The following is a 19,211-nucleotide window of genomic DNA, read 5'->3' as shown; positions in this document are numbered from 1 at the left end:
CTCCCCTGTGCGGTCGGGCGGACTCAGGCGTAGGTGTCCTTGCGGATCCCGGTCAGGTGCGGCAGGTCGGGGCCGGTGGCGGCGGCGCCGCCGTCGATCAGGTGCACGCCGGCGGTCACGTACGACGCCCGTTCGCCCGCCAGGAACGCGGCCACCGCGGCCACCTCCTCGGGGCGGGCCAGCCGGCCGAGCGCGCTGTGGTGGCCCATCGCGGCCAGCCGGGTCTCCACGTCGCCGTCGTCGCCGGCCAGCCGGGCCGCCACGCGTTCCATCGGCGGGGTACGCACCCCGCCGGGCGCGAGCACGTTCACGGTGATCCCGTCGCGGCCCACGTCCACCGCGAGCCCCTGGGCGAAGCGGACAAGCGCGGCCCGGGTCACCCCGGACAGCGCCAGCGGGCCGATCGGCACGCAGGCGGTCTCGGAGGCGACGAGCAGCAGCCGGCCCCGCCCGGCGGCGCGCATGTGCGGCAGCGCGGCCAGCGACAGCGCGACCGCGGGCAGCAGCACCTGGTCGACGGCCGCCCGGTAGTCGTCGGTGGCGAAGGCGGTGGCGGTGCCGAACGGCGGGCTGCCGCCGCTGACCAGCAGCACGTCCACCCCGCCGAGGTCGGCGGCGACCCGGTCGACCCAGCGCGCGGCGGCGTCGGTGTCGGTGACGTCCACGCCGGTGGCGCTGACCCGCCCGGTGGTCACCGCGGCCAGCTCCCGCTCGGCCGCGGCGAGGCGCTGCGGGTCGCGCCCGCAGACCGCCACGTGCGCGCCCTCCGCGGCGAATTCCTTCGCGCAGGCCAGCCCGATGCCGCTGGTGCCGCCGGCGACAAGCGCCACCCGACCCGTGAGCCCCAGATCCACGTCCGTCACCTCTCCGTCTCACCGGCGCGGACCGCCGCGCCGGGGTGCGCGCCGACCGGCGCGCCGGACCGGTAGCCGTAGCGGGCGGACAGCGGCCACGCCAGCGCCGCCACGGCGAGGCGCTGCCGGCCGGTGAGCGTGCGCCGCCACCCGTCGTCCGTGTCCCGGACGATCGTCGGACCGGTGCGGAACCGGTCCGGGTTGCCGGTCACCGTGTGGTTGCCGCGCAGCTCGACGGTCCGGTCCCGGACCGGGTTGCCGGCCGGGTCGACGCCGACCAGCCGCAGCAGGGTGCCGATGCTGCCGGCCGGGTCGGCGGCGAAGTCCTCGTAACGCAGGAACGCCGACCGCCCCGGGTGCCGGCGGTTGATCGCGGCCGAGGCCCGGTTGAACCCGTGCCAGTACGCGGTGCTGCGCGCCGCAGACATGGCGTAGACGTAGTCCTTCGGCTCCCGCCAGGAGTGCGCCACCGCGCGCGGGTCACGGACCAGGTGCAGCCAGTACGGCTCGACGCCGGGCACGTGCGGCAGCAACGCCGACTCGCCGGGGATCTTGGTGCTGTCCACGATCACCCGGGCGTCGGTGCGCGCGGCCACCTCCCGGTAGACCGCGCCGAGCAGCTCGGCGTGCGTGCGGGTGGCCGCGTCGTCCGCGCCCCGGCGCAGCACCCGCCAGGTGTGCCGGGTCCGCAGCCGGGCGCGCTGGCGCCGGATCACCTCGGCGGCGTGTGCGTCCGCGGACACGCCGGCCGGACGGCCGACCGGCAGCACCGCCGACCACAGCGGGCAGTCGGTCAGCGGCAGTCCGCAGCCGCACCTGTCGTTGACCCCGCGACCGGTGGCGTTCTTCCACAGGAAGTGCAGTTCGCCGACGTGCACCACGCCGGGTACCTCGCCGAGGACGTTGCCGATGATGGTGCTGCCGTTGCGACACCAGCCGGTGACGCTGAGCACGGTCACGGGTGCGCTCATGACGTCCGTACCTCCATCGGCACCCGGTCGGCGGCGGGGCGGCCGATGCGCAGCGCCATCGCGGCGGCGACCGCCGCGCCGGCCGCGCCGGCCACGAACACCGCCGGGTAGCCGAACCCGGCGGCGACCAGACCGGTCGCCGGCCCCCACACCGCCAGCCCAAGATCCCAGAACGAGGTGTACGCCCCGATCGCCGCGCCCTGCCGCGCCGGGTCGGTGCGGTTCATCACCATCAACGCCAGCGACGGGTGCAGCAGCGAGAACCCGACGCCCATCACCACGCTGCCGGCCACCGCGACCGGCAGGTTCGGGGCGACCGCGATGACCAGCAGCCCGACCGCCTCGCCCACCCCGCACCAGGTGGCCACCCGGCGGGGGCCGAGCCGGTCGGGCAGGTGACCGATGACGAGCCGGGTGCCGGCGTAGACGGCGCTGAAGCAGCTCAGCACCACCACCCCGTGGCCGATGCCCCGCTCGTCCAGGTGCAGCACCACGAACGCGGCCAGCCCGGCGTACCCGGCGGCGCCGAACGTCAGCGCCACGCCGGGCAGCAGTGCGGGGCGCAGCAGCAGTCCACCACCCCGGGCCGCCGGGGCGGCGCGGGGTGGCGTCGGCGCCACCGCGACGAGCGCGGCCCCGACGGCCGGGGCGGCGGCGCTGAGCGCCCACACCGCCGGGTATCCGGCCTGCTGCACGGTCGCGCCGAGGAACGTGCCGGCGGAGATGCCGCCCCACATGCTCACCCCGTACAGGCCGATGAGCTGGCCGCGCCGGTGGTGCGGGGCGAGCTGGACGATCCACACCGCGCCGGCGGTGAACAGCGCCGCCTCGCCCGCCCCGAGCAGCAGCCGCACCGCCACCAGCGCGGGCACGCTCAGCGGCGCCAGGTACAGCAGGCCACCGGCGGCCACCACGAGCGCGCCGGTCAGCATCACCGTGCGATGGCCGTACCGGTCGGCGAGCGCGCCGGCGACCGGCCGGACCAGCAGCGCGGTCACCGCGGTCACGGTGACCACGACGCCGACGGTGAGGTCACCGGCGTCGTGCCGCTCCCGCAGGAAGCCGGGCAGCACCGGGATGACGGCGGTCAACCCCAGGTAGCCGGCGAACAGCCCGCCGAGCAGCCCGACCAGCGCGAGCCGGGGCAGGCGCTTCGGCTCGGCGTCCGCGCCGCTCACGGCCGCGCCAGCGCGGGGTCGCGGGCGGCGGCCACCTTGCGGACCGCGCGGACCAGGTCGTCGCAGTCGTCCGGGGTGAGGTTCGACGACAGCGGCACGTCGACGGTCTCGGTGAGCAGCCGCGCGGTGCGCGGCAGGGTCGCGCGGATCCGCGCCGGGTCCGCCGTGTCGTCGTAGAGGAAGCGCCAGTTCCAGAACGCGCGGACGTTGAGGTCGTCGTCCGCGCCGATGTTGCGGGCGTCGATCCCCTCGGCCCGCAGCGCCCGCGTGAACCAGCCCGCGTCGCCGCCGGGCACGCGGAACACGAACGCCTCCCCGAGGTACGCCCCGGGCGCGACCGGTCGTCGTACGGCGATGCCGGGAAGGTCGGCCAGGGCCGCGGCGACGTGGGCGTAGTTGCGGTGGAACAACCCCAGCCGCTGCGGCAGCCGGGTCAGCTCGGCCCGCAGCAGAGCTGCCCGGATCTCGTCCATCCGCAGGCTGAGCAGCGGCAGGTCCAGGCCGCTCACGGACGGCTCGCCGTGCGTGAAGTGCCGGCGCAGCCGCCCCTCGTACGCCCCGGAGAGCGCGACCGCCCGGGCGAACAGGGTGCTGTCGTCGGTCAGCAGGAAGCCGCCCTCACCGCAGTTGAGCGCCTTGTCGGACTGGGTGCTGAACGCGCCGGCCGCGCCGAACGTGCCGAGCTTGCGGCCGTTGAGTTCGGCCCCGAGCGCCGGCACGGTGTCCTCGATCAGCGGCACGCCCATCTCGGCGGCGAACGCGGCGAGCGCCTCGACGTCGGCGGCGAACCCCCGCATGTGCACCACCGCGATGGCGCGGATGTCCGGCCGCCACCGTCGGCGCAGGTCGTCGAGGTCCATCCGCAGGTCGTCGTCGACCTCGACCAGGAATGGTCGGCAGCCGGCCATCATAATGGCGCTCGGAGTGGCGACGAAAGTGAATCCGGGGCAGGCGACCAATGACCCCGCCGGCACGGCGGCGCCCATCAGGGCGAGAGCCAGCGCGGCCGTGCCGCTGGAAACGGCGAGAGCGTGCCGGGTGCCGAAATAACGGCACAGTTCGTCCTCGAAGCGACCGCATTCGGTTTCGTTCTGCGGCCGGTGGTCGTAGCGGAAGTAGAGATGACTACGGATGGCCCGAATTGCGGCCTCCTCGTCCTCGGGATGTACGAATACCGCGCCTTTGTCGTAGGTGGGCCACGGCGTGCGCCGGACCGGCCGACCGCCGTGCAGCGCGAGCTGTTCTTGCAGCTCAGCGCCGCACGAGACCGGCCTTGGCCGGCTCGGCGCGAGAGCGTCGTCGTTCCCCTTCACCGGCGGACTCCTCGGGCGAGCGGCGGCATGTCCTATTCGATCGATGGGTTTTTGCCGGTGCGCGCCGGGCGTGCTCGCCCGGCGGAATCTCGCATTACGGCGCGATCCCGTCGTCAAGTGGGAGAAGCCACCGGATCCGACATTGGCGTGAGGTGGATCCAGTGACCATCATGATTGCCTTTCGATCTCCGGCCGTCAACATGCGATCGGGAATTCGCACAGGCGTCGCTCACAGTGACAGTGGACAATAGGGAATTGCCCCTCGTGGCGGGCGTCGGGCCCACCGCGGTCCACCCGCGAGGATGAACCGCCCGTGGTGGCCCGGCCGCGCCGCCGCACCTCGCCTACCCGGCCGGCGGAGTGGGACCTTCCACGCCGTTTCCACACCCCGCCTCCAATCTGTCGAGGTCGGCATCAGTCGGACGGAAGGAATGACTCATGCGCAGAATCCGTGCCTGGTCGATGGCGTTGGCGGTCGCGACCGCGACCGCTCTGCCCGGAGGTGCGGCCCAGGCCGCGCCGGAGGGCCCGGTGACCGTCTACGTGGACCCGACCGGGCCGGCCGCCCTCCACGGTGGTCAGCAGCGGGACGGAAGCGCCCCCGAACGGGCGGTGGGTTCGGTGGCCGCGGCCGAGTCGGTCCTGCGGGCCCGAGGTGCGCGCGACGCCCGGGTCCTGCTGCGGGGCGGCGTCCACCATCTCACCTCCCCGATCCGGTGGAGTTACGCCCCGCGCGGCGGCAGGGTGACCTTCTCGACCATCCCGGGCACCGGCGCGGTGGTGCTCGACGGATCGCGGATGCGGTCGGCGGCCGTGCCGACGTCGGCCACGGGGGACGACGTCGGCACGGCCGCAGCCGGCTACGGCATGACGCTGACGTCCGCCGACAGCGGCGTGGTGGTGGAGGGCTACACGTTCCAGTACTTCCGCAACGGGGGCATCCGGGTCGCCGGGAAGCCGGGGGACCGGGCCGGCGACATCGTCATCCGGGGAAACACGTTCCAATACCTGGGGGACCACTACAACGCCAACGGTACGGGCACGGGCTACGGCGGTGTCCACGTGACGAACTCGACCGGCACCCGGATCGAGGGAAACCGCTTCTACTACCTTGCCAACGACGACAGCCCGGCCGCCATTCACGGGGTCTACCTCGCCAACTACAGCAATTCGAGCACCATCGCCGGGAACCGGTTCGGCTACGTCACCGGCGATCCGATCCGGACCCGCCACAACAGCAAGTACAACGTCGCCGACGGGAACATGTTCTGGCGGGCCGGCGCGTACGCCATCATGAGCGACTGGCGCTTCGACAGCGAGGACTGCGGCGTGGGTAACGTGTTCAAGAACAACAAAGTGGGTGACACGTCCTACAACGGGGACGCGTGGAACGAGGATCCGCAGGGGGGCATCGACCCGGTCCGGGTCCGGTTGTGGGGCCACGACGACGCGAAGAACGCGAACCTCGGTGGCTGCGCGAGCGATCCGGTCACGTTCGGCGGCGGCAACGTCTACGTGAGCACGCGCCCCTGGTGAGATCTCCGCCCCCGCCGTGACCATTCGCCGCCGTCTATAGTCGGGGGGTCGGCGATCGTCGGGCGGGGGCGGAGCGTGATCTCGGGTTGCTGCGGGTCGACGTGCTCGGGCCGATCCGGGTGGAGCACGACGGCCGGCCCGTCCGGCTGGGTCCGCGACTCGTGGAACTGCTGGCGGTGCTGCTCGTGGAGGCCGGGTCCGCGGTGCCGGCGGACCGGATCGTCGAGTTGCTCTGGGGCGACCCGGCGCCGGAGGCGGCTCGCGCCACCCTCCGCAGTCACGTCTCGCACCTACGGCGGGCGCTCGCCCCGGCGACCGGCCCGCGACAGCCGCCGATCCTGGTCACCACCGGCCTCGGCGCCGGGTCGGCGTACCGGCTCGACCTGCCGCCGGACGCGGTCGACGCCGACCGGTTCCAGCGCCGCTGCGCCGAGGCGCGGCGGCTGCTGGCCGCCGACGAGTCCGACCTGATCGAACGGGCCGTCGCCCTGTTGACGGAGGCGTTGGCGCTGTGGCGCGGCCCGGCGTTCGCCGAGGTGGCCGACCGTCCCTTCACCCTGGCGCACGTCGCCCGGCTCGACTCCGCCCGACGTACGGCGCGACGCGGGCACGCCGAGGCCCTGTCGGCGCTCGGTCGGTGGGCCGAGGCGATCGACGGGTTGACCGGCCTGGTCGTCGACGACCCCTACGACGAGACGGCACGCCGCCTGCTCGCCCGGGCGCTCTACGCCGACAGCCGGGTCGACGAGGCTGCCGAGGTGTGCCGGGAGGGGCTGCGCCTGCTGCGGGAACGGGGCCTCGCGGCGCCGGAGCTGGCGGAGTTGCAGCGGGAGATCCTGCACCGCCGCCTGCCCGTCGGACCGGCGGTCGCCCACCAGCCGAAACTGGCCCGTCCGTCCTTGCTGCCGCCCGACCCGCCGCACTTCGTCGGCCGCGCCGACGAACTGGCCACCGCCCGTCGCCTGCTCGACGGGTCCCGCCGGCAACCGGTGACGGTGCTGGTCTCGGGCCCGGCCGGGGTGGGGAAGACGTTCTTCGCGCTGCGCCTGGCGCACCTCGTCGCCGCCGGCTTTCCGGACGGTCAGCTCTACGTCGACCTGCGCGGCTTCGACCCCACCGGGCTGGCGATGGAACCGGGCGAGGCGGCGCGGGTCTTCCTGGATGCGCTCGCCGTACCGCCGTCGCGGATCCCGGCGACCGTCGAGGCGCAGACCGCGCTCTACCGGTCCCTGCTGGCCGACCGGCGGGTCCTGGTGGTGCTCGACAACATCGACGACGCCGGGCGAGCCCGTCCACTGGTGCCGGGGGTGCCGGGCTGCGCCGTGATCGCGGTCAGCCGTAGCCAACTGCCCGGCCTGGTCGCCGTCGACGGAGCCCGTCCGGTCCGGCTCGAACTGCTCGACCGCGGGCAGGCGCGGCGGTTCCTGGCGCGCCGGTTGGGCGCCGAACGCCTGGCCGGTCAGGACGCGGCGGTGGACGAGATCATCGACTCGTGTGCCCGGCTTCCGCTGGCGTTGGCGGTCGCGGCGGCCCGGGCCGCCATCCACCCGGAGTTCCCGCTCGGATCGCTCGCCGCCGAGCTGCGCGCGGACCGGGGCGGACCGGATCTCGACGCCTTCGCCCACGGCGACACGGGCACGGACGTCCGGAGCGTGCTCTCCTGGTCGCGTCGGGGCCTCACCGAGGCGGCGGACCGACTGTTCCGGCTGCTGGGCCTGCCGGCCGGTCCGGACCTGCGCGCCGAGGCCCTGGCCAGTCTCGCCGGCCGGGACGTCGACGAGGTGCGGTCGCCGTTGCGTGAGCTGGCCACCGCGCACCTCGTCACCGAACACCTGCCCGGCCGGTACGCCCGCCACGACCTGCTCCGGGCCTACGCGGACGAACTGGGGCCGCCGGACGGCAGCGCCGGGCGGCGCGCCGCGTGGGGACGCCTCCTCGACCACTACCTGCACACCGCCCTCGGCGCCGACCGGCTGCTGTGGCCGAACCGCGACCCGTTGCCGGTGCCGCCGCCGGCGCCGGGCGTCACGGTGCTCGGCTTCGCCGACCGGCAGGCGGCGCTGGCCTGGTTCACCGCCGAGCACGCCGGGCTGCTGGCGGCGATCGAGCAGGCCGTCGCCGACGGGCTCGACAGGCCGGCCTGGCGGCTGTCCTGGGCGATGGCCAACTTCCTGCCCCGGCGGGGCCACCGGCACGACTGGGAACGGGTCGGCCGCGCGGGGGTGACCGTCGCGCGTCGGTTGGGCGACCCGGCCACCGTGGCGGAGGCACACCGGCTGCACGGCAGCTCATGCGTCGAACTACGCCGGTTCGACGACGCGCGGGCGGACTACCGGCAAGCCCTCTCGCTCTATCACGACCTCGGCGACCGGGTGGGCCAGGCGTTCATCTACCGCTGCCTGGGCTGGCTGGCCGAGGAGCAGGGTGAGCTGGCCGAGGCGCTCCGGCACGACGAGCAGGCCCTGACCCTGTTCCGCCAGGCCGGCCACGACCGTGGCGAGAGCTACGCGCTGAACTCGGTCGCCTGGTGCCTCGCCCAGCTCGGCGACCACGAGCGGGCCGCCGCGTACGGCAGGCGGGCGCTGGACCGCCTCCAACGGGCTGGCGACCGGATGGGCGAGGCCAGCGTCTGGGACACCCTCGGACACGCCTACCGGAACGTGGACGCGCACCGGGCGGTGGACTGCTACCGGCAGGCCATCGCCCGCTACCGCGACCTGGGTGACCGGATGAACGAGGGATTCACCCTGCGTCGGCTCGGGGCCGCCCTGGCGGCCGCCGGAGAGGCCGAGGCCGCGCGGCAGACCTGGCGGGAGGCGTTGAACATCCTGCGCGCCAACGACCATCCGGACGCGGATCGGATCGCCGCGCTGCTGTGAGTGTTAAGCGGGGGCCCCGCCTCTGCCGGAGGCGTTAAGCGGGGGCCCCGCCTTGCTCCGGGACGGCGAGGGCGATGGTGAGGTCGAGGACCGTCGCGGGGTCGAGCAGGCGGTCGCCGAACAGCTCGCGGAGCTTGCCCATCCGGTAGCGGACGGTCTGCGGGTGCACGAACAGGTCCGCCGCCACGTCGTCGCGACGGCCCTGGTGCAGCAGCCACGACCGCAGCGTCTCGGCCAGCCGGTGCGCGGTGGCCGGGGGCAGCGCGGCAAGCGGCGCGAGGGCCTGGGTACGCAGGTCGGCGAGCGCCTCCGGGTCCATGCTGAGCAGCAACGTGGACAGGTGACGCTCGGTGTCGACCGGCCCGGCGTCCGGCGCGTCGAGGCCGAGCGCGAGGGCGCGGGTGGCCCGCTGGTAGGACGCGGCGACCCGGTGCCAGGGGCGGGCCGGGCCGAGCACCGCCCGGTGCCCGTGCAACAGCCGGACGAGCTGGCGACGCCGGCCGCCGTGTGCGTCCGGCACCAACAGCACCGCCAGGTCCTCGGCCGGGCTCATCCCCGGCAGGTCCTCGCCGCTCTCCAGCGTCTGCGGGTTGAGCAGGGCGAGCACCGCGCGCAGGTGCCGGCGGGGCAGCAGGACGACGGTGAGCGTCTGCGGCGGCGGCCAGTCGGCCCGGTCGGCGCTGCGCCGCAGCGACTCCTCCGGCTCGCCGGCGAGCAGCTGCTGGGTGAGCCGCTCCAGGTCACGGCGGCGCACCCGGCCGGCGCTCGCCAGCTCGTCGGCGTGCCCGGCGACGCTCGCCGCGGACAACTCGTCGATGTACGCGAACATCAGCTCGGCGAACTCGGCGACCGTCTCGGCGGCCAGCCCGCTGCGTACCGTCGTGGTGGAGACCTCCCGCCAGGCCACCCGGGCGCCCACCCGGTACGCGGCCAGCAGCGCGTCCATGCTCCGCCCCGACCGGGCCTCGCCGCTGCCCAGCGCGTACGCTGCCTCCAGCGCCGGTGCCAGGGGAGTGCTCGGGTCGTACGCCTGGGTGCCCTCGAGGAGCTGGAGGAAGGTGCCGAGCGCGATGCGTACCGCGTTTTCGATCTTCTCCCGCATGGCGCCGGTGAGCGCGCCGGAATAGTCGGACACCTCGGCGGTGATCGCGCTCACCGTGCGTTCGGCGACCGTCGGGAGCCGATCGCGCAGCATCGCCGCCACCCCGGCGTCGAGATCGAGATGGGCGGCACGCTGCCCGGTCCCGGCCTCCTGCGACATTTTTGTACCCTCCGAACAAAAAACCGTGACCGTTTCACCTTTGCTGGTCAAGATGTTATGCGATTGCGCAGCCACGCTGGTCATATGACCACAACTGCGCCCCGCCGCTCCCAGAAGGCCTCCTTCCGGCACAGGCTGCTGCGGCTGGCCGGCACGGTCACCACCCCGCTGCTGCCCGACGACTACCTCGACCTGATCGCCCCGCTGCGCGCGGGCGCGCCGCTGCGCGGCCGGATCGTCGCCGTCCGCCCGGAGACCCGGGACGCGGCCACCGTGGTGATCCAGCCGGGTCGTGGCTGGCGGGGCCACCTGCCGGGGCAGTACGTGCGCCTCGGCGTGGACGTCGACGGGGTGCGCCAGTGGCGCGCGTACTCGGTCACTTCGGTGCCCGGCGCGGCGGACGGCCGCATCGCCGTGACCGTGAAGGCGATCCCGGACGGGAAGGTCAGCAACCACCTGGTCCGCCGGATCCGGACCGGCACGATCGTCCAGCTCGACCAGGCGCAGGGCGACTTCGTGCTGCCCACGGCGACGCCGGAGCGGGTCCTGTTCCTCACCGCCGGCAGCGGCATCACCCCGGTCATGGGGATGCTGCGGGCCGGGCTCGCCGAACGGGCCGACGTGGTGCTCGTGCACTCGGCGCCGACCCGCGACGACGTCATCTTCGGCGCGGAACTGCGCGCGCTCGCCGGGCGCGGCGCGCTGCGCCTGGTCGAGCGGCACACCGAGACCGCCGGCCTGCTCGACGTGGCCGAACTGGACGACCTGGTGCCCGACCACGCCCGGCGGCAGACCTGGGCCTGCGGGCCGGTCGGCCTGCTGGACGCGGCCGAGGCGCACTGGGCGGCCCGGGACGCCACCGATCTGCTGCACACCGAGCGGTTCCGTCCTACGGTGATAACGCCTGGCGACGGCGGCACGGTGACCTTCACCGGGGCCGGGGTGACCGTCCAGGCCGACGGCGCCACCACCCTGCTCGACGCGGGGGAGAACGCGGGGGTGCTCATGCCCTCGGGCTGCCGGATGGGGATCTGTTTCGGCTGTGTCGTGCCGCTGCGCCAGGGCGCGGTGCGTGACCTGCGCAACGGCGACGTCACCACGGCAGTGCCGGGCGACGGCGTACGGATCCAGACCTGCGTGTCGGCCGCCGCCGGTACCTGCGACATCGATCTCTGACAGGAGCCACCGACGTGACCGTGATCCAGAAGAAGGCCGACAACCCGATCGCCCACCTGAGCGCCGAGGACATCGAGATCATCGGCAAGGAACTGGACGCGATCCGGGACCGGGTCATCGCCGACCGGGGCGAGCGGGACGCCCGCTACATCCGCAAGGTGATCAAGACCCAGCGGACGCTGGAGATGAGCAGCCGCGCAGTGCTGCTCTTCTCGCTGTTCCCGCCGGCCTGGATCGTCGGCACGGCCGGCCTCACCATCGCCAAGATCCTCGACAACATGGAGATCGGGCACAACATCCTGCACGGCCAGTGGGACTGGATGCGCGATCCGAAGATCCACTCCACCACCTGGGAGTGGGACCACGTCTCCCCGGCCGCCCAGTGGAAGCAGTCGCACAACGAGCTGCACCACCGCTTCACCAACGTGGTCGGCAAGGACAACGACCTCGGGTACGGCATCATGCGCGTCGACGAGGACCAGCCGTGGCACCCGATGCATCTGGGCCAGCCGGTGTGGAACCTGCTCAACGCCGCCTTCTTCGAGTACGGCATCGCCGCGTACGACCTGGAGCTGGGGGACCACCTCAAGCAGAAGCGGTTGAAGGACCCGGCGTTCCGGGCCAGGGCGAAGGCGGTCGGCCGCAAGATCCGCCGCCAGGTGCTCAAGGACTACGTGATCCACCCGCTGCTGTCCGGCCCGTCGTTCCTGTCCACGCTCGCCGCCACGTTCACCGCCAACCTGATCCGCAACGTGTGGAGCCACTCGGTGATCATGTGCGGGCACTTCCCGAGCGGCGTGGAGACGTTCGAGAAGACCTCCATCGAGGGCGAGACGCGCGGCGAGTGGTACCTGCGGCAGATGCTCGGCTCGGCCAACATCAGCGGCCCCCGCCTGCTGCACGTCATGACCGGGAACCTGTCCTTCCAGATCGAGCACCACCTCTTCCCCGACCTGCCGAGCAACCGCTACCAGGAGATCGCCCCGCAGGTGCGGGCGCTGTTCGACAGGTACGGGCTGCGCTACACCACCGGCCCGCTGCCCAAGCAGGTCGCCTCCGCCTGGTGGAAGGTCATCCGCCTGTCGCTGCCCAACCGGCGCGACCGCCGGCAGCCGGTCGCCCCGGGTCCGCTGGTCCCCTCCGGCGCCGCCTGACCGGCACGTGCACGGCGGGTGAACTTCCGCCCGCGGCCACCTGCACGTTCGGTGTCTTCCCAGCTCAGGCCGCATTCCGTGATCGCCGGGGCGGTCCCGCGTCCCCGTACACTCGCGCCGGTCGGGCCGGCGAGGGTGAAGGGGTGTGGTGGCCGATGCAGCGCGACACCGTGACGCGGCGGGTGGTGATGCTCGTCGACAACGCGGTCGAGGGCGACTCGCGGGTGCAGAAGGCCGCCCGGTCCGCCGCCGACGCCGGCTGGGACGTCACGCTGCTCGGCTGCGCCCACGTCGACGCCGAGCGCCGCTGGCGGCTCGGCGACGCCGAGGTACGGGTGCTGCCGTTGCACGCGCCCGCCGAGGTGCGGGTGCTGCCACCGGACGCGCCCGCCGGGGTGCGGGTGCTGCCACCGGACGCGCCCGCCGGGATGCGGGTGCTGCCACCGGACGCGCCCGCCGGGATGCGGGTGCTGCCGCCGGACGCGCCCGCCGGCCGGCACGACGCGGGCGCGGCGAGCGCCGGTCGAGTCGGTGCGACCGTCCTGCGTGGTGGCGCGCGCGGCCTGCGGCGGCGGCTGGTGGCGCGCGGTGGGCTGGCGTTGCGGGCCGCCCGGCTGGCCCGACGACCGGTCGAGCACGCGCAGGTCCGCTACTGGCAGGCCCGGCTCGGCGACCGGGCCTGGCGCCGGCTGGAGCCCGGCCTCTGGGCGTACGAGCGGCTCGCCGGCCCGGTCATCGACGAGCTGCGCCCCGACCTGATCCACGCCCACGACTTCCGGATGCTCGGCGTGGCCGCCCGCGCGGTGGACCGGGCCCGCGCCCAGGGGCGGGTCGTGAAACTGGTCTGGGACGCCCACGAGTGGCTGCCCGGTGCCCGGCCCCGTCGCGACAACGCCCGCTGGCTGCCCGCCCACCTGGGCTACGTCCGGGAGTACGTCGGCCACGCCGACGCGGTCGTGACCGTCTCCGACACGCTCGCCGACCTACTGATCCGCGACCACGACCTGCCCGAACGCCCGACCGTCGTGCTCAACGCCCCGGTCGCCGAGCCGGCACACGTCACCGCCGCCGAACCCGCAGCCGGTGAACCCGCACCTGCTGCGTCCGCCACGGTTGCCGCGTCCGCCGCGGTTGCCGCGTCCGCCGCGGTTGCCGCGTCCGCCGCGGTTGCCGCGTCCGCCGCGGTTGCGGCGTCCGCCGCGGTTGCTGCGCCCGCCGCGGTTGCGGCGTCCGCCGCCGCTGCCGTGCCCGACGCGGCTCGGGCGGCCGGTGGGCGCGCACCCGACCTGCGGAACCGCTGCGGCCTGACCGCCGACACGCCGCTGCTCGTCTACAGCGGGGCGATGGCCGTGCAGCGCGGAGTGGACACCGTGGTCGAGGCGCTGACCCGGCTGCCCGGCGTACACCTTGCCCTGGTCGTCGCCGACCCCGCCGCCGGATACGTCCGCCAGGTCGTCGCCCGCGCCACCCGGCACGGCGTCGTCGACCGGGTGCACGTGCTGCCGTACGTGTCGCACCGGCAGCTCGTCGCGTTCCTCGCCGGCGCCGACGTCGGCCTCATCCCGCTGCACCACTGGCCCAACCACGAGATCGCGCTGATCACCAAGTTCTTCGAGTACGCGCACGCGCGGCTGCCGATCGTGGTCAGCGACGTCCGCACCATGGCCGACACGGTCCGGGCCACCGGCCAGGGCGAGGTGTTCCGCGCCCGGGACGTGGTCGATCTCGCCCGAGCGATCCGGGCGGTGCTCGCCGACCCGGCCCGCTACCGCGCCGCCTACGAAGGACCGGACTCCCCATTGCCCACCTGGACGTGGGAGTCCCAGGCCGAGCGCCTGAACGCCCTCTACCACCGCCTGCTCACCCCGACTCCCGCTCCGACCCCGACCCCGACCCCCTGATCGCTCCTCGCCCCGCCGCACTGCTCCCACCTGCCAACAATTCCTCCCACATCCCGGGAGTAGGACAGATCTGACCGGTAAACAGACTCAGCTTGCACCCGTTTGGCCGTCTTGATGCCCGCGGTGCTCGGGAGACGTCGGTAGGCCGGACGCCAGTTCGGTGATGTGGCGGTATCCGACCACCGGCGATGCCCCCACTTCACCGAACTGGTGTTGATCATGGCCAAACGATCACCGCCCGCGCTTCCTCGCACGAGACCCGGCCGGAGAGCAGGCCACCGTGCGGCCGGTTGCCCGTTTTCACGCCTGCGCGGCGTCCCGACGAGACCAGGTGACTTGGAAGGAAAGTGCCCCTCCAGGGGCCCTCTCCTTCCAAGATCTCGCCCGGAACATCGATCACGCAGTCGTGACGCCGGCCGTCGACCCTTGACCATGAAGTTGGCGGCGACAAATCAGGCCTTCATGACCGTCAACTTCATGATCACCAGGGCAGGGCAGGGCAGGGCAGGGTGGGGCGGGCGGGCAGGGAAAAGGGGTGGGCGGGGGTGGCGGGGTGGGTTAGCGTTGCGGGTATGCAGAGTTGGCGAACCATCACCGCCGCGACCGCGCGAGCTTCCCGCTCGCCGGTTGCCGCCGCCTGACCTGCCTCACCCATCGCCGGCGACCGGAAACGGTCCGCCGGCTTTGTCGTGTCACGCCACCGCTGCGGACCGTCCGGACGCCCATACCCGCGGAAGGCGCCCGCCATGACATCCGACGAGATCACCCGCATCTTCGAAGACCACTACCACCGCCTCGGTCACCGGGACGCGCCGGAGAGTTCCCTGGTGCCGCCGCCGGGCGACCCGGTGCTGTTCACCACGTCCGGCATGCACCCGCTCACGCCGTACCTGCTGGGGCGCCCGCACCCCGGCGGACGGCGACTGGCGAACGTGCAGCGGTGCCTGCGCACCACCGACCTGGACGAGGTCGGCGACCGTACCCACCTGACCGTGTTCCAGATGCTCGGCTCCTGGTCGCTCGGCGACTACGACATCGCGACCAGCCTGCGCTGGGGCTTCGAGCTGCTCACCGACGGCTACGGCATTCCGGCGCGAAAACTGCACGCGACGGTCTTCGGCGGCGACGACCACCTCGACCCGGACGCGACCGCGTGGGACACCTGGACCGCGCTCGGCGTGCCGGTGGAGGCGCTGGGCGAGGAGAACTGGTGGTCCAACGGGCCGACCGGCCCCTGTGGGCCGGATTCGGAGATCTTCGTGTGGACCGGTGACGGCCCGCCGACCGGCCGCCCGAGCGGCGACGACCGCTGGGTGGAGGTGTGGAACCACGTGCAGATGAGCCACCACCGCCACCCCGACGGTCGGCTCACTCGGCTGCCGCTGACCAGCATCGACACCGGGATGGGGCGGGAGCGGCTGGAGATGGTGCTGCGCGGCGACCGGTCCGTCTTCACCGGCGACGGGTTGGGCCCGTGGGCGGGCGCGGTCCGCGACCGGTGGGACCTGGCCGGCACGGACCTGCGCGTGGTCGCGGACCACCTGCGCGCCGCGGTGGTCGTGCTCGGCGACGGGGTACGCCCGGGCAACACCGGCCGGGGGTACGTGCTGCGCCGGCTGCTGCGCCGCGCGCTCACCGTGCTGTGGCGCGACGACCCGACGCGGAGCCTCGGCGACCTGCCGGTGACCCTCCACGCGGACACGATGCGCCGGTTCCGCCAGCCGGTCGACCCGGGCCCGCTGCCCGAGCTGCTGTGCGACGAGGAGCACCGGTTCCGCGGGCTGCTGCGGCGCGGCCGACCTCTCGTCGACCGGGTCCGGGCGCGGGGTCCGTTGACCGAACGCGACTACCACTGGCTGCACGACACCCACGGGCTGCCCCGCGACCTGGTCGACGGCCTGCTCGCCGACGCCGGTTGAGCGGTGGCCGGCCCGCCCGACCGGTGCCAGACTCGACAGCACACGTCGCGGCGAGGGAAGAGGACCCATGACCGGGTACGAGGTGCGGACGGACGAGGAGACGGTGTCGTTGCTCGGCACCGAGGTGCGCATCGTCGACCCGGCCGGGCTGCTCGCCGCCGCCGCGGACGGGCCGGTGGAAATGCTGGCCGGCGCGGACTTCCCCACCCCGGTGCGGGAGGTCCGCTGCACCGTGCGTGCCGACATCGCCGACGGGCAGCCGGTGCACCGCTTCGAGGCGTACCTGCGGGTGGAGGCCGCGCCGGCCGGTCTGCTCGCCCTCGGGCTGGCCGGGCCGGTCGGTCTGCTGCTCGCCGAGCGGCTCGCCGCGGGCGGGGACGGCCCGGCCGCGGCGGTGGGCCGGGCGGCGGCCGGTGCGGGCCGCCGGCTCGGGCTGCGCCCTGCCGGCGCCGCGCTCGTCGCGCCGCCACGCGACCCGGCCGGCCGGGAGGTGTTGCGCGCCGCCGAGGCCGCCGGCCTGCGTCCCCGCGTGGACCAGGACAACGGCACGGTACGCATCCGCGTCGACGTCCCGAGCGCCGACGTCGGTCCGGAGCACCTGCGCGCGCTGCTCGGCGTGGTGTTCCAGGCCGTCCGCGAGCTGACCGGCGACAACGTGGAGCCGACCGTGTTGCGCGGGCGGACGTACCTGGTGGGGCGGCGAACGGTGGCGGTGGCCGGGCCGCGCAGCGCGACGGTGACCCTCGACCAGGTCGGCGGCCTGGCCGACGTGGTCGCGCGGTTCCGCGAGGTGGCGGTGTCGTTCCGGCATCCGCAGGCGATGGCCCGCTGGGGCGCGCGCCGGCCGCAGGGCATCCTGATGTACGGCCCGCCGGGCACCGGCAAGACCATGCTTGCCCGGGCCCTGGCGAACGAGGTCGGCGCGGACTTCGTGGAGATCCGCACCCCGGAGATCCTGGACAAGTTTCTCGGCGGCTCGGAGCGCAACATCAAGCGCATCTTCCGCGACGCCCGCCGCTACCGCCGGCCCACCGTGATGCTCTTCGACGAGTTCGACTCGATCATCAGCTACGCGGGCGCGGGCGGCGACGCGGCGAGCCAGGCGGTCAACGCGGTCGCCGGCATCTTCAAGCAGGAGATGAACACGCTGTTCGAGGAGAACCCCGACGTCATCGTGGTGGCCACCACCAACTTTCCGCAGCGTGTCGACGCCTCGCTGATCCGCTCCGGCCGCTTCGACCTGAAGATCGCCATTCCGGCGCCGGACGAGTCCGGCCGCGCGGAGATCCTCACCAAGATGATCCGGGAGCTGATCGACCGGCACGAGCGGCCCGGCTTCCGGATGTTCGCCGCCGACGTGGACCCCGCCGCCCTCGCCGTGGACACGGCCGGGCTCACCGGCGCGGACCTGCGCGAGGCGTTACGCCGGGTGCAACTCGCCAAGGCACTCCGGGAGGCCACGGAGGGCGCGCCGCCGGCCCCGATCGACCAGGGCGACCTGCGGGAGGCCGTTGCCGGGCTGGGCCGCGGCTGACGACCACGGCGGCGGGACCCGGTGGTGTCCGGGTCCCGCCGGTTGGGGGGTGTCGGTCAGATGCCGTAGATGAATTGGATGTCTACCGGGCCGGCGCTGTTGGTGTTGCGGAGGTAGACGGTGTTGTTGTCGGGGCGGCGGACGCCGGGGGTGTCGGTGTTGTCGTTGTTCCAGTCGCCGGTGACGGGGATGTCGCCGGATCCGCCGTGGCCGTAGATGAACTGGTGGTCGGTGGTGGTGGTGCCGTTGGTGAGGTACCAGGTGGAGTTGCTGGGGCGGAAGACGCCGGGGGTGTCTTTGCCGTCGTTGTTCCAGTCACCGGCGACGGGTTGGTCGCCGGAGGGTCCGTGGCCGAATTTGAATTCGTAGTCGGTGTTGTTGGTGGCGGTGGTGGTGCCGTTGGTGAGGTACCAGGTGGAGTTGCCGGGGCGGAAGACGCCGACGGAGTCGTAGCCGTCGTTGTTCCAGTCGCCGGCGACGGGGATGTCGCCGGATCCGCCGTGGCCGAAGATGAACTGGGCGTCGGTGGTGGTGGTGCCGTTGGTGAGGTACCAGGTGGAGTTGCTGGGGCGGAAGACGCCGACGGTGTCCTTGCCGTCGTTGTTCCAGTCACCGGCGACGGGGATGTCGCCGGAGGGTCCGTGGCCGAATTTGAAGACGCGGGTGGCGTCGCCGCTGTTGGTGTCGCGGAGATAGAAGGTGGAGTTGGAGGGGCGGTAGACGCCGACGGTGTCGGTGCCGTCGCCGTTCCAGTCACCCGACACCGGAATGTCCTCCGGGGACACGTCCTCCAGGATGTTGTCGTAGCGGACCGGGGTGTAGAGGCCGGCGTAGCTGGAACTCCAGGTGCGCTCGATGGTGTCCGCGCTGCCCGTCTGCTCGATGACCACCGGCTCGGTGTGCGCGGAGTTGCCCCACTTCACGAACAGCGCCACGTGGTTCTCGCTGGGGTCACCGGTGTGCCGGAGCAGAGCGTCGCCCGGCGCCAGGTCGGCGCGTGGGATCGTGTGCGACCGGGTGTCCAGGTTTCCGGTCCAGAAGGAACTTCCCGATCCGCCGAGACCCCACGCCATCGCGACGAAGCCCGAGCAGTCGGTGCGGTAGTCACCGTACTGGTTCTTGTAGCAGCGACTCTGGCTGTAGGGGACGCCACCCACGCTGAGCCAGCTTCGGGCCCGGCTGACCGCGTCCGACCGACGCATGTCCTTGTCCGAGCCGTTGCTGTCGCAGGGCACCGGTGTGGTGCTCACCGCGGCGGCCGCCCCCTGACGCGGGGACAGGCCGGGGTACTCGGGCAGCGCCGGGTCGCCCGGCACGGTGGTGGCGGCCAGGCGCGCCGCCGTGCTGTCGAGCGCGGCCGATGCCGGCATCGGCATCGCGACCACGGTCGCGGCCAGCACGGCCACCGGCACCAGGGTACGGCGCGCCAGTGACGCGCGCCGTCGAGCGGATGAGTGCAATGTGTTCTCCTCCCGTGTCGGCGAGCTGCCGCCCGCCTGCTGACGAGTGTGGAGAGCGCTCCTGACGTACCGCTG

The 19,211-nt window shown here is 73.6% G+C and carries 13 protein-coding genes; 7 read left to right on the top strand and 6 right to left on the bottom strand.

Annotated features, from left to right (window positions below; all coding sequences use genetic code 11):
- Positions 1–23: 23 nt before the first annotated feature.
- From O7602_RS15900 to O7602_RS15885, 4 genes are read right to left on the bottom strand one after another with little or no spacing between them, the layout of a single operon-like run.
- Positions 24–854: an SDR family oxidoreductase gene (locus O7602_RS15900; protein WP_281583420.1), complete on the bottom strand. Its 831-nt coding sequence runs from the start codon at positions 852–854 to the stop codon at positions 24–26.
- A 5-nt stretch (positions 855–859) separates the two neighbouring features.
- Complete coding sequence (locus O7602_RS15895) at positions 860–1,825, bottom strand: sulfotransferase domain-containing protein (RefSeq protein WP_281583419.1); 966 nt, start codon at positions 1,823–1,825, stop codon at positions 860–862.
- Positions 1,822–3,003, bottom strand: a complete 1,182-nt coding sequence (locus tag O7602_RS15890) for an MFS transporter (protein ID WP_281583418.1) — start codon at positions 3,001–3,003, stop codon at positions 1,822–1,824. The genes O7602_RS15895 and O7602_RS15890 overlap by 4 nt, the downstream gene beginning before the upstream one ends.
- Positions 3,000–4,316: an aminotransferase class I/II-fold pyridoxal phosphate-dependent enzyme gene (locus tag O7602_RS15885; protein ID WP_281583417.1), complete on the bottom strand. Its 1,317-nt coding sequence runs from the start codon at positions 4,314–4,316 to the stop codon at positions 3,000–3,002. The genes O7602_RS15890 and O7602_RS15885 overlap by 4 nt, the downstream gene beginning before the upstream one ends.
- A gap of 438 nt (positions 4,317–4,754) precedes the next feature.
- On the opposite strand from O7602_RS15885, the gene O7602_RS15880 reads away from it, so the two are divergent.
- A complete protein-coding gene (locus O7602_RS15880; RefSeq protein WP_281583416.1) occupies positions 4,755–5,852 on the top strand; it encodes a right-handed parallel beta-helix repeat-containing protein in 1,098 nt (365 codons plus the stop codon).
- An 86-nt stretch (positions 5,853–5,938) separates the two neighbouring features.
- Positions 5,939–8,731, top strand: coding sequence for a BTAD domain-containing putative transcriptional regulator (locus O7602_RS15875; RefSeq protein ID WP_281583415.1), 2,793 nt, complete (start codon positions 5,939–5,941; stop codon positions 8,729–8,731).
- Positions 8,732–8,765: 34 nt separating this feature from the next.
- On the opposite strand, the gene O7602_RS15870 is transcribed toward O7602_RS15875, so the two are convergent.
- Positions 8,766–9,992 (bottom strand): helix-turn-helix domain-containing protein, encoded by a 1,227-nt coding sequence (locus tag O7602_RS15870; protein ID WP_281583414.1) that lies wholly within the window; start codon positions 9,990–9,992, stop codon positions 8,766–8,768.
- 84 nt (positions 9,993–10,076) lie between these two features.
- Between O7602_RS15870 and O7602_RS15865 the strand changes: the two genes are divergently transcribed.
- From O7602_RS15865 to O7602_RS15845, 5 genes are all read left to right on the top strand, one after another.
- Positions 10,077–11,168: a ferredoxin reductase gene (locus O7602_RS15865; protein WP_281583413.1), complete on the top strand. Its 1,092-nt coding sequence runs from the start codon at positions 10,077–10,079 to the stop codon at positions 11,166–11,168.
- 14 nt (positions 11,169–11,182) lie between these two features.
- Positions 11,183–12,322, top strand: coding sequence for an acyl-CoA desaturase (locus O7602_RS15860; RefSeq protein WP_281583412.1), 1,140 nt, complete (start codon positions 11,183–11,185; stop codon positions 12,320–12,322).
- A 155-nt stretch (positions 12,323–12,477) separates the two neighbouring features.
- The gene (locus tag O7602_RS15855) at positions 12,478–14,223 is read left to right on the top strand and encodes a glycosyltransferase (RefSeq protein ID WP_281583411.1); all 1,746 of its coding nucleotides are present in this window, start codon (positions 12,478–12,480) and stop codon (positions 14,221–14,223) included.
- A 746-nt stretch (positions 14,224–14,969) separates the two neighbouring features.
- A complete protein-coding gene (locus O7602_RS15850; protein WP_281583410.1) occupies positions 14,970–16,142 on the top strand; it encodes an alanine--tRNA ligase-related protein in 1,173 nt (390 codons plus the stop codon).
- Between the two features lie 67 nt (positions 16,143–16,209).
- On the top strand, positions 16,210–17,676 hold the full coding sequence (locus O7602_RS15845) for an ATP-binding protein (RefSeq protein WP_281583409.1): 1,467 nt from the start codon (positions 16,210–16,212) through the stop codon (positions 17,674–17,676).
- Between the two features lie 56 nt (positions 17,677–17,732).
- Here the strand turns inward: O7602_RS15845 and O7602_RS15840 are convergent, their stop codons facing one another.
- A complete protein-coding gene (locus tag O7602_RS15840) occupies positions 17,733–19,082 on the bottom strand; it encodes a hypothetical protein (protein WP_281583408.1) in 1,350 nt (449 codons plus the stop codon).
- Positions 19,083–19,211 lie beyond the last annotated feature (129 nt).

Source organism: Micromonospora sp. WMMD1128 (assembly GCF_027497235.1).
GTDB lineage: Bacteria > Actinomycetota > Actinomycetes > Mycobacteriales > Micromonosporaceae > Micromonospora.
This window is presented reverse-complemented; position numbering and strand designations above follow the sequence as displayed.

Coding starts and splice junctions, on each gene's coding strand:
- O7602_RS15845 (WP_281583409.1), top strand. CDS start 16,210: ATGACCGGGTACGAGGTGCGGACGGACGAGGAGACGGTGTCGTTGCTC.
- O7602_RS15855 (WP_281583411.1), top strand. CDS start 12,478: ATGCAGCGCGACACCGTGACGCGGCGGGTGGTGATGCTCGTCGACAAC.
- O7602_RS15870 (WP_281583414.1), bottom strand. CDS start 9,992: ATGTCGCAGGAGGCCGGGACCGGGCAGCGTGCCGCCCATCTCGATCTC.
- O7602_RS15895 (WP_281583419.1), bottom strand. CDS start 1,825: ATGAGCGCACCCGTGACCGTGCTCAGCGTCACCGGCTGGTGTCGCAAC.
- O7602_RS15880 (WP_281583416.1), top strand. CDS start 4,755: ATGCGCAGAATCCGTGCCTGGTCGATGGCGTTGGCGGTCGCGACCGCG.
- O7602_RS15865 (WP_281583413.1), top strand. CDS start 10,077: ATGACCACAACTGCGCCCCGCCGCTCCCAGAAGGCCTCCTTCCGGCAC.
- O7602_RS15850 (WP_281583410.1), top strand. CDS start 14,970: ATGACATCCGACGAGATCACCCGCATCTTCGAAGACCACTACCACCGC.